Genomic DNA, 10090 nt, shown 5'->3' on the forward strand with positions numbered 1-10090 from the left:
ATTCTTGAAACAGCCCTGCTTTTTTAAGGGGGGGATTAAGGGCCCTTTATAAGGGGAGGGTTAGGGAGGGGTAAAACATTTGATACAACAATCATGACTTTTCAAACAACCCCTCAAACTCTCTTTCCTTCGTGTCCTTCGTTCCTATCCCTGCTGGACGTTACGCGAACGTGGTTCATTCTTTTGTGACTTGTGCGTAAGTCATATTTATATCGCTGTTTCCATAATATTTCTCATAGCATCAAGTTTCCAAATTTCTAGTTCTGGTAAATGCCATTGAACACTTTTTAATTCTTGCCCTTGGGAATAAGATTCTAAGAATTTTCTCCAGAATATTAGAGAATTTTCTTTATCTCCTACTGCTGCTTGGACTTGTGCTAATAAACAATAGGTTGGAGCATAATCATTTTCCAATTCTAAAGATATGAATAAATGCTGTTTTGCTTGTTCATAAAAATTTTGCTGAAAATAAGCCCAACCAAGGTTTTTATGTAATGCAGCTTTGACTGTATGATCTTTAACCTTTGATAAAATTGGCGAAATCATTTCCACAGCAGCAGAACTATTTCCTTGTAAAATTTCCAATCGAGCTAAATTATTCATTGCAGCTTCTCCAGCCCGATTTTGATATTGCATAGCAATTTTATAATGTTCACGAGCTTGAGTCCAATGATCTATTTTTTCGTAGGTTGCTCCTAAATTATAATGAGCCGCTGCTAAATCAGGCTCATTGCAATTAAAACGCAGTATAAATTTCTTAAATTCTTCATTTATAGGTTGGTTGACTGATAGTAATTGTAATATAAATTCGCAGATATTATTGTCATCTTTATCTGTTATTTCTGCTACTTTATCTGTAAATTTAAGCTGATATTCAGTTAGTAAGTTAGGCTTATACTTAGCAACCAGTGTCACTAACTCTGAGCGTTTGTAGCGGCGACTATCAGTATGTTCACTCCTCAGTCCAAATTTTTCACATATTCTTTCAATATGTTTTCTGACTGTAGGCTCTGATACTTTTAACCGAGACATTCGCCGACATCTGAGATATCGTGAATATCCAGTATAACACCACCAACTGAGTTAGTGAAGGTGGTATCCCACATTGCCTTAGAACATAATTCTAAGGCTCTTGATTGTCTATCAACGAGTTCAATACCCAAATTTTCTCTAGAACTACCAAGTTTTCTAAGGAAAGGTTTATTTTCTTTGTAGCCATTCAAGTCTATTCGGAACCATTACAGTTACTCAAAATATTTATTGACTTTAAATTAACTACAAAACTCTCGTATACATATATAACATTATGAACCTATTGTCGGGAAATGTCAATAGATGCCTGAAGATTTGATGTCCTATTCTTTGCTCCAATTTCCATAGCTACTGCTATATCTGCATCTGTTTCACCCGCTAATATTCCTTTGCAAGACTTCCTTTGGTCTGGTTGTCAGGTTTTCAAATATAAATTCAAACTGTTGTTGGTTCATCTTTTGATTATACCAGGATTTTATTCACAGACGTGACTATTTTTATTAAAATTATTCCTAACTTCTATATAGGGTTTGCTGATAGCGTAGCGTGGCGTAAGCCATAAAAGTTGTCTGTGAGGGCATTTTTTTGTAAGAATGTTGACCTTTTTGCTGAAATATCCTCCAAAGTCGGGGGATCTGAAACTCCCGACGTATGGCTACACTACGCAAGCTATACTCAAAACGGCTAGAAGCTGGACTTTTTTATCATACAAAGAACAAGTTCAAAGCCTCTCCAGTATTAAATATTATTCCTTTTCCCTCTCCTTTTAAGAGAGGGTTAGGGAGAGGTTTACCAGAGGGGTTTCATATTTGGTTAAACTATTAACCGTTTTCAGGTAAGTAGGTAAACAGGAAAATTTAAAGGTATGTAACGGTATGTAAAGTTGTCTCAATGCAATATTCTGATTGAGTTTCAGCCATTTTACAAAACGCAATACCCCTCATTTTTATTTTGTTTACCTACTTATATCAAAAATCAAATAGGAGCCTATATTTAAAATTTACTTTTATGCGTTGACAACGACGAGGTTTTTATGTCACTATTGTGACTAAATAAATATGTCACAAGAACCAAATCACGCACTCCATATCATACAACAATCAACTCACCCTTGTAATACTAACTTTGCCAAAAGAGTAAATGACCCTTGAAGAAGTGATAATTACGGATAGAGAAGCTATTGTACTAGTCGAACAGTTATTAAAGCGGGGACGCTTAACAACAGTTCAAGAAATTGTATTCCGTCAATCTTGGACTGGAAAGACTTACTTAGACATGGCTATAGACTCCGATTACGATCTTGGTTACATTAAAGACGTTGGCTCAGAACTATGGCGATCGCTCTCCCAAGCTTTAGGAGAAAAAGTCACCAAAAGCAACCTGCACAAAGTCTTGCAGCGAATTACACAGGAATAAGAAATCAGCAATAGTAAACAACAATTTAATAGACATATTAGCATTTTTAAGCCGATGGCTTTTAGTCCTGACGCTCAACTCCTTGCAAGTGGTAGCAATGACCATATAGTTAAAGTATGGCATCTAGCCACAGGAAAATGTGTGCAAACTCTAGAAGGACATAATGCTTGTGTATGGAGTGTTGCTTTTCATCCCACAGAGCAAATCTTAGCTACAGCAAGTGAAGATAACACAATCAAGTTGTGGAATCTGGAAACTGGATACTGTGTGCAAACTCTCAAAGTCTAAAGTTTGGCCAGTTTATTCCATCTCACTAAACGTATCTTTGAGAACAGAACGTGCGGCTAAATGATTACGAGTAGAAGTGAGAATTTCCGCTTCTCGTTCTAAACGAGCAACTGTATCCTGTATTTCTAATAATGCTTGCTGTTCGGGAGCGACACCATAGAGATTACTCGCTATCCAATAAGAGAGTTCTGTAGGTAAATCTGGTAAATCGTTTGGTAATTCAATCTCTTGTTCTGTTAACTTGGCGGAAAGACGCACTACATCCCGCAATAGTTGTTCTACCTCAGATGCTAAAGGACGTAAATCTTTAGCTGGTGGTTGATCTTCAATCCATTCTACCAAACCGACGCGATAGGGCTTTTCGCGGACATATTCTAAAACCCGAAATCTTTGTTGTCCTAAAGCTAATAGCTTGATTCTGTCATCAGGTAGCCGTTGATAATGAAGAATTTCCGCACAACAACCAACATTAGCAATTGTCCCTTTGGTGGGATCAATCATCAATACCCCAAATCGGCGATCGCTCTCCAAAATCGTATTCATCATGATTCTGTAGCGAAATTCAAAGATATGTAGAGGTAATGGTCTAGTGGGAAATAGAACCACTTCGGGTAATGGGAATAGAGGTAGTTCACGCACTGCAATTTTAGAAGAAGATGTCATTGTTAGTATTGTTAGTTAAGTATAAATTGTAGTCTTAAAATATTATATTCTTCCCGACTTTCTCTGTACTTTATTTATATTTTATCATTAAGAAAAGAACAGATCCCCGACTTTTCTAAAAAGTCGGGGATCTTATTTATTGACAAATGACAAACTTACAACTTAACTTCAATATCTACACCAGAAGGCAAATCCAGCTTCATGAGTGCATCAATAGTTTTAGAAGAAGGCTGGTAAATGTCAATAATCCGGCGATGGGTGCGGGTTTCAAAGTGTTCGCGGGAATCTTTATCTACGTGAGGCGATCGCAGTACGCAATATATCTTGCGTTTGGTGGGTAAAGGAATTGGTCCGATAGCTGTAGCGTTGGTACGGTTAGCTGTTTCAACAATCTTCTCGCAAGATGTATCTAATAAACGGCGGTCAAATGCCTTTAAACGAATTCTAATCTTCTGCTGCTGTAGAGTTGCCATTTTTAGTTTTCCAGGTTCGGTAAATTTTAGACTTTAGATTTTAGATTTTTAGATGTTAAATTCCATCCCAAATCTGAAATTTAAAATTGTTTATGGGAATAGAAAGGAGCAGAGATTATATAATTCATCTCTACTCCTTTTGAATAAGAGCAAAAAGGTGAGTGTTATTTCAAGATTTTAGCGACAACGCCAGCACCGATAGTCCGTCCACCTTCACGAATAGCGAAGCGCATACCTTCTTCAATAGCGATCGCGTTAATCAATTCTACTGTTACCTTGATGCGATCGCCAGGCATTACCATTTCCACATTTGCACCTTCATCGGAGGTAAACGCTTTGATTGTGCCAGTTACATCAGTTGTCCGCACATAGAACTGAGGACGATAACCCGCGAAAAATGGTGTTTTCCGACCACCTTCTTTCTCAGTTAACACGTAAACTTCGCCTTCAAACTGAGTGTGAGGTGTGATTGATTTTGGTTTGGCAATTACCATCCCCCGTTCAATATCAGCCTTTTGCATACCGCGAAGTAGCACACCTGCGTTATCTCCTGCTTGACCTTCATCGAGACTCTTCTTAAACATCTCAATTCCAGTTACAGTTGTAGTTCTGGTGTCTCTGATACCTACCAATTCTACAGTATCACCGACTTTAACAACACCGCGCTCAATCCGACCAGTAGCAACTGTACCCCGACCTGTGATGGTGAACACATCTTCTACAGCCATCAAGAATGGTTTATCTACAGCCCGCTCAGGAGTAGGGATAGATTGATCTACAGCATCCATCAACTCATAGATTTTATCTACCCACTCATTTTCGCCGCGCTGAGTTTTGGGATTAGCGGTCATTGCTTCCAGAGCTTTCAGACCTGAACCTTTGATAATGGGAATATTGTCACCATCGAAATCATAATCGGTGAGCAGTTCCCGCAATTCCATTTCTACCAATTCCATCAACTCTTCATCGTCCATCATGTCTTGTTTGTTCAAGAAGACGACAAGACTAGGAACACCTACTTGTTTTGCCAAGAGGATGTGTTCACGGGTTTGGGGCATAGGACCATCTGTGGCTGCAACTACCAGGATACCTCCATCCATTTGTGCTGCACCTGTGATCATGTTTTTCACATAGTCAGCGTGTCCAGGACAATCTACGTGAGCATAGTGACGAGCAGTAGTTTCATACTCAACGTGAGCGGTATTAATTGTAATACCCCGTGCCTTTTCTTCCGGTGCATTATCAATTTGGTCGTAACCCTTACCTACTGCTTGACCATTAGCGGCCAAGGTCATGGTAATAGCTGCTGTTAAAGTAGTTTTGCCGTGGTCAACGTGGCCAACAGTACCGATATTAACGTGAGGTTTATTTCTTTCAAACTTTGCGCGTGCCATGAATAATCGTTTCCTTTTTTAATTAAGCGTTCCCTTTACTTTTTGAAATGATGCCCTCAGCCACGCTGCGAGGCACCTCTTCGTAGGTACTAAACTCCATTGTAAAGATACCTCGACCTTGAGTTTTCGATCGGATATCAGTGGCATAACCAAACATGGTTGCCAATGGAACTTTCGATACTACCTTCGCCAACCCATTATCAGTGCTTTGGCTTTCAATCTGTCCTCTGCGGGAGATTAAATCACCAATCACGTTCCCGATATAATCTTCGGGGACTTCAACTTCAACTTTCATCATCGGCTCTAAGATGACAGGAGAGGCTTTTGATGCCGCTTCTTTCATCGCCATAGAACCGGCAATTTTGAAAGCCATTTCTGAAGAGTCTACGTCGTGGTAAGAACCATGTACCAAGGTAGCTTTGACATCAATGAGGGGATATCCAGCTAAAATACCGGATTCACAACATTCTTTCATTCCCTGTTCCGCAGGTCCAACGTACTCTTTCGGTACAATCCCACCGACAATTTTGGAAACAAAGACAAAACCTGTGCCTGGTTCGCCTGGTTCTAGATTGATCACTACGTGACCGTACTGACCTTTACCACCACTCTGGCGGATAAATTTACCATCAATTTTTTCGACGGCTTTGCGGATGGTTTCGCGGTAAGCCACTTGCGGCGCACCAACGTTTGCTTCTACTTTAAATTCCCGTAACATCCGGTCTACAAGAATTTCTAGGTGCAATTCTCCCATACCCGCAATTACGGTTTGGTTGGTTTCCGGATCAACACGCACACGGAAGGTGGGGTCTTCTTCACTCAAAGATTGCAGAGCTTTGGAAAGCTTGTCCATGTCGTTCTTGGTTTTGGGTTCAACCGCTACCGAGATCACAGGTTCAGGAATAAATAGGGATTCCAGAATTACTGGTGAACCTTCATCACAAAGGGTATCACCTGTCAAGGTGTCTTTCAATCCCAAGGCAGCACCCAAATCACCTGCCCGTAGTTCATCTACGTCTTGTCGGTCATCTGCTTTCATCAGCACTAACCGAGAAATCCGTTCTTTTTTATTCTTGCTGACGTTAAGAACGTAACTACCTTTCTTCAGCACACCAGAATAAACACGAACGAAGGTAAGGCGACCATAAGGATCAGCCATAATCTTAAATGCCAAAGCTGATAATGGTTCTTCATCATCAGCATGACGTTCAACGGGATCACCGTTGAGCAGTGTGCCTTGAATTGGTGGAACTTCCAGTGGTGATGGTAGGTAATCTATTACCGCATCCAACATCAATTGCACGCCTTTGTTCTTAAAGGCTGAACCACAAAGCACTGGTACAATTGTCCCAGCAATTGTTCCTTTCCGAAGGGCAGCACGGATTTCTGCTTCTGTCAGTTCTTCGCCCTCGAAGTACTTATTCATCAGCACATCACTGGTTTCTGATACTGCTTCTACCAACTTGGTGCGGTATTGAGCAGCTTTTTCAGCTAGTTCGGCGGGAATTTCTGTGGTTTGGATATCAGTTCCTTGGTCGTTTGTGTACATATATGCACACATTTTCACTAAGTCAACGATCCCTTTGAATTCAGTTTCACTACCAATAGGCAGTTGAATAGCAATGGCGTTAGCTCGCAAGCGATCGACCATTTGGTCATGCACTCTATAGAAGTTCGCACCGGTGCGATCCATCTTATTAATAAAGGCAATACGAGGGACTTTATAGCGGTCTGCTTGTCGCCATACTGTTTCTGATTGTGGTTGGACACCACCTACGGAACAAAATACAGCGATTACACCATCTAATACTCGCATGGAACGTTCAACTTCAATTGTGAAGTCCACGTGACCGGGAGTATCAATAATGTTAATTTGATGATCATTCCAACTGGTACTAATGGCAGCAGCAGTGATGGTAATTCCCCGCTCCCGTTCCTGTTCCATCCAGTCTGTAACAGCAGTTCCTTCGTGAACTTCGCCGATTTTGTGAATGATCCCAGAGTAAAATAATATTCTCTCTGTTGTCGTTGTTTTGCCCGCATCTATATGCGCCGCAATACCGATATTGCGTACTTTCTCTAGCGGGTTCGTGCGTGCCACAGTTACCTCCTAACGTTGTCGCCTCATGATATCTCGTATATTACTCTTTGTTAAGATTCTATACTTTTACGGAAAACCGTCTTTTTTTGTTAGCCTAGCTAGGCAGTTGCCTTTTTGGGCATTAGCTATAAATTCTACGATATACCGCGCACGAGAAGACGATATATCGTTTTTCTAGTTAGTAACGATAATGTGCAAACGCTTTGTTTGCTTCCGCCATCCGATGTGTTTCTTCGCGCTTACGAATAGCACTACCAGTTTCATTCGCAGCATCCATTAACTCATTAGCTAGTCTCCCAGCCATAGTTCTTCCTGGACGTTGGCGAGAATACTGTACCAACCACCGTAACGCTAGGGTAGTACCGCGATCTGTACGTACTTCCATTGGTACTTGGTAAGTTGCTCCACCTACTCGGCGAGCTTTTACTTCTACTAATGGTGTAGCGTTACGCACTGCTTTTTCAAAAGTTTCTAATGGACTTCCACCAGTGCGTTCTTCAATAGTTTTCAAAGCGTCATAAACTATTCTTGCGGCAATTGATTTTTTGCCATGACGCATTATCCGTCGCATCATCATGCTGATCAGGCGACTATTATACACTGAGTCAGGCGGGACTGCACGCCTTTGACTAACACCACGACGAGACATACTTCATCCTTGAATACGGAATTTGACCACGAAATTATATGCTATCAGAACACAGGAAACTAAAAGCGGTTTAATTAGCCGCTGATTTTTCCTGCATTTTCCTTTATGGCTTGCGCCATGCGATCGCTATCAGTTGAGAGGAGGCTGAATTAATTCACTTATTATCTGCTACCAGACACAGAAGACGACAACTTAATCAACTTTAAAATTTAGATTAAAGTGCTGTTATCGTTTACAAGATTATCCTCTCCAAACTCATACAACTTGTTTTTATGCCAGATCCAGTTTGATTTTCTTAAAAAAAATTCGTTACTGCTGGTTTTCATGCAGTTGGCAGGTAGGACGATTAACCGTATTTGACGCGATTAACCGCCACTTACCTATTTTTTACCTGCTTTTGGGAGCTTAGTTCCATATTTGGAACGACCTTGTTTCCGGTCTTTAACTCCGGCTGTATCTAATGTGCCACGAATAATGTGGTATCTAACTCCGGGCAAGTCTTTGACCCGACCACCACGAATCATAACTACGGAGTGTTCTTGTAAGTTATGACCGATACCTGGGATGTAAGCTGTTACTTCAAATCCAGAGGTAAGTCTTACCCTGGCTACCTTACGGAGTGCTGAGTTAGGCTTTTTAGGTGTAGTTGTGTATACTCTGGTGCAAACGCCTCGACGTTGCGGGCATTGCTTCAGAGCAGGGGACTTGGTTTTCTGACGCGCTAGTTCGCGCTCACTACGTATTAGCTGCTGTATTGTTGGCATGAGTTACAGCGCGTGAAGCTGCTTTATGATCTAAGTTTTAACAAATCCTGATTATATCTTTTTTTTTGATTTTCTGTCAATCAATTTTAGGAGGGAATAGGGAATAGGGAACAGGGAACAGGGGAAGTAGGGGAAGTAGGGGGAGTTGGGGGAGTTGGGGAAGTTGGGGAAGTTGGGGGAGTTGGGGAAGTTGGGGGAGTAGGGGGAGTTGGGGGGGAGAAAGAATTTTCCCAATGACAACTGACAACTGACCAATGACCAATGACCAATGACTACTGACTAATAGAGAAAGAATTACCACAACTACAGGTTGATGTTGCTTGAGGATTGTGAAAGCGAAAACCCCCACCCATCAAATCTTCTGAATAATCTATTGATAACCCATTAATGTAATTTATGCTTTCTGGGTCTATAATTACGCGAATATCATGCAACTCTAAAACCTGATCTTGAGATTGTACTGTTGTATCAAAAGCCAGATCATAAAACAAATCAGCACAACCTCCAGATTTGACTCGCAAGCGAAATAAGGTATCTGATGGTTGTTTAGATTTTAAGCGCCCGATTTCATTAATGGCTGTTGGACTGAAATGAATCATGAAATTTTCTTATTAGTCAGTTGTTAGTTGTCAGTCGTCAGTTGTCCGTTGCAAAAGAATATTTCTCTCCCCTGCCCCCTGCCCCTGCCTACTTTTCCGAACGGGCATAATCATCTTGATAGCGAATAATATCATCTTCTCCGAGATATTCGCCATTTTGGACTTCAATTAAAACCAAGGGAATCACACCGGGATTTTCTAACCGATGGGTTGTACATTGGGGGACATAGGTTGATTGATTATTGCTTAATAAGATTTCTTTGTCGCCACAAACTACTTTAGCTGTACCGGAAACAACAATCCAGTGTTCACTGCGGTGGTGGTGCATTTGTAAGCTGAGGCGATGTCCAGGCTTTACTTCAATTCGTTTAATTTTATATCCGCGCCCTTCTTCTAAGACTGTGAAAGAACCCCAAGGACGTAATTCACCAGCAACAATACTTCTAGCATTAATTGTTGGTTGCAGAGTCAGAGTATTTGGGGCAGTTTCTGATAGTTTAGCCATAGTTACCTCAGATGGAGACATAACAAACCTGTTTTTAGTTAGAACAGTTGATGGAAAAGCGACAAGATTTAGCCACTTTGATAAAGATAGCAAAACTCACCATTGACTGGTAAAGTCCCTGGCGGAAACTAATCTGTCTACATAAAATCTTCATCAAAAAAATTAGGGCTTACGCATTGACAAAGTTTCTTAAATATGTAATTTGG

Annotated in this window: 12 protein-coding genes; 2 read left to right on the forward strand and 10 right to left on the reverse strand. The window is 40.9% G+C overall.

The genetic code is table 11. The features are described from left to right. Positions 1 to 207: 207 nt before the first annotated feature. Both FJR37_RS14970 and FJR37_RS14975 read right to left on the reverse strand, forming a co-directional pair. Positions 208 to 1032, reverse strand: a complete 825-nt coding sequence (locus tag FJR37_RS14970; RefSeq protein WP_052149975.1) for a tetratricopeptide repeat protein — start codon at positions 1030 to 1032, stop codon at positions 208 to 210. Continuing rightward, complete coding sequence (locus FJR37_RS14975; protein WP_039203050.1) at positions 1020 to 1223, reverse strand: hypothetical protein; 204 nt, start codon at positions 1221 to 1223, stop codon at positions 1020 to 1022. The genes FJR37_RS14970 and FJR37_RS14975 overlap by 13 nt, the downstream gene beginning before the upstream one ends. A 949-nt stretch (positions 1224 to 2172) precedes the next feature. Between FJR37_RS14975 and FJR37_RS14980 the strand changes: the two genes are divergently transcribed. Continuing rightward, the gene (locus FJR37_RS14980; protein WP_039203051.1) at positions 2173 to 2448 is read left to right on the forward strand and encodes a hypothetical protein; all 276 of its coding nucleotides are present in this window, start codon (positions 2173 to 2175) and stop codon (positions 2446 to 2448) included. Between the two features lie 54 nt (positions 2449 to 2502). Then, positions 2503 to 2736: a WD40 repeat domain-containing protein gene (locus FJR37_RS14985; RefSeq protein WP_039203053.1), complete on the forward strand. Its 234-nt coding sequence runs from the start codon at positions 2503 to 2505 to the stop codon at positions 2734 to 2736. Between the two features lie 12 nt (positions 2737 to 2748). On the opposite strand, the gene FJR37_RS14990 is transcribed toward FJR37_RS14985, so the two are convergent. From FJR37_RS14990 to FJR37_RS15025, 8 genes are all read right to left on the reverse strand, one after another. Further along, a complete protein-coding gene (locus FJR37_RS14990) occupies positions 2749 to 3399 on the reverse strand; it encodes an LON peptidase substrate-binding domain-containing protein (protein WP_039203054.1) in 651 nt (216 codons plus the stop codon). Between the two features lie 155 nt (positions 3400 to 3554). Beyond that, positions 3555 to 3872: a 30S ribosomal protein S10 gene (rpsJ, locus tag FJR37_RS14995; RefSeq protein ID WP_015078100.1), complete on the reverse strand. Its 318-nt coding sequence runs from the start codon at positions 3870 to 3872 to the stop codon at positions 3555 to 3557. Between the two features lie 164 nt (positions 3873 to 4036). Further along, complete coding sequence (gene tuf, locus FJR37_RS15000) at positions 4037 to 5266, reverse strand: elongation factor Tu (RefSeq protein WP_039203055.1); 1230 nt, start codon at positions 5264 to 5266, stop codon at positions 4037 to 4039. 22 nt (positions 5267 to 5288) lie between these two features. After that, positions 5289 to 7367, reverse strand: coding sequence for an elongation factor G (fusA, locus tag FJR37_RS15005; RefSeq protein ID WP_039203057.1), 2079 nt, complete (start codon positions 7365 to 7367; stop codon positions 5289 to 5291). A 178-nt stretch (positions 7368 to 7545) separates the two neighbouring features. Continuing rightward, positions 7546 to 8016 carry a 30S ribosomal protein S7 gene (gene rpsG / locus FJR37_RS15010; protein ID WP_027402058.1) on the reverse strand — a complete coding sequence of 157 codons (471 nt, stop codon included), beginning with the start codon at positions 8014 to 8016 and terminating at the stop codon, positions 7546 to 7548. Between the two features lie 380 nt (positions 8017 to 8396). Next, positions 8397 to 8780, reverse strand: coding sequence for a 30S ribosomal protein S12 (gene rpsL / locus FJR37_RS15015; protein ID WP_015078104.1), 384 nt, complete (start codon positions 8778 to 8780; stop codon positions 8397 to 8399). A 272-nt stretch (positions 8781 to 9052) separates the two neighbouring features. After that, on the reverse strand, positions 9053 to 9379 hold the full coding sequence (locus tag FJR37_RS15020; protein WP_027402059.1) for an iron-sulfur cluster assembly accessory protein: 327 nt from the start codon (positions 9377 to 9379) through the stop codon (positions 9053 to 9055). An 88-nt stretch (positions 9380 to 9467) separates the two neighbouring features. Then, positions 9468 to 9884 carry a phosphomannose isomerase type II C-terminal cupin domain gene (locus FJR37_RS15025; RefSeq protein WP_039204090.1) on the reverse strand — a complete coding sequence of 139 codons (417 nt, stop codon included), beginning with the start codon at positions 9882 to 9884 and terminating at the stop codon, positions 9468 to 9470. Between the last annotated feature and the right edge of the window lie 206 nt (positions 9885 to 10090).

It is taken from the genome of Aphanizomenon sp. UHCC 0183 (genome assembly GCF_009712065.1).
Taxonomy (GTDB): domain Bacteria; phylum Cyanobacteriota; class Cyanobacteriia; order Cyanobacteriales; family Nostocaceae; genus Dolichospermum; species Dolichospermum heterosporum.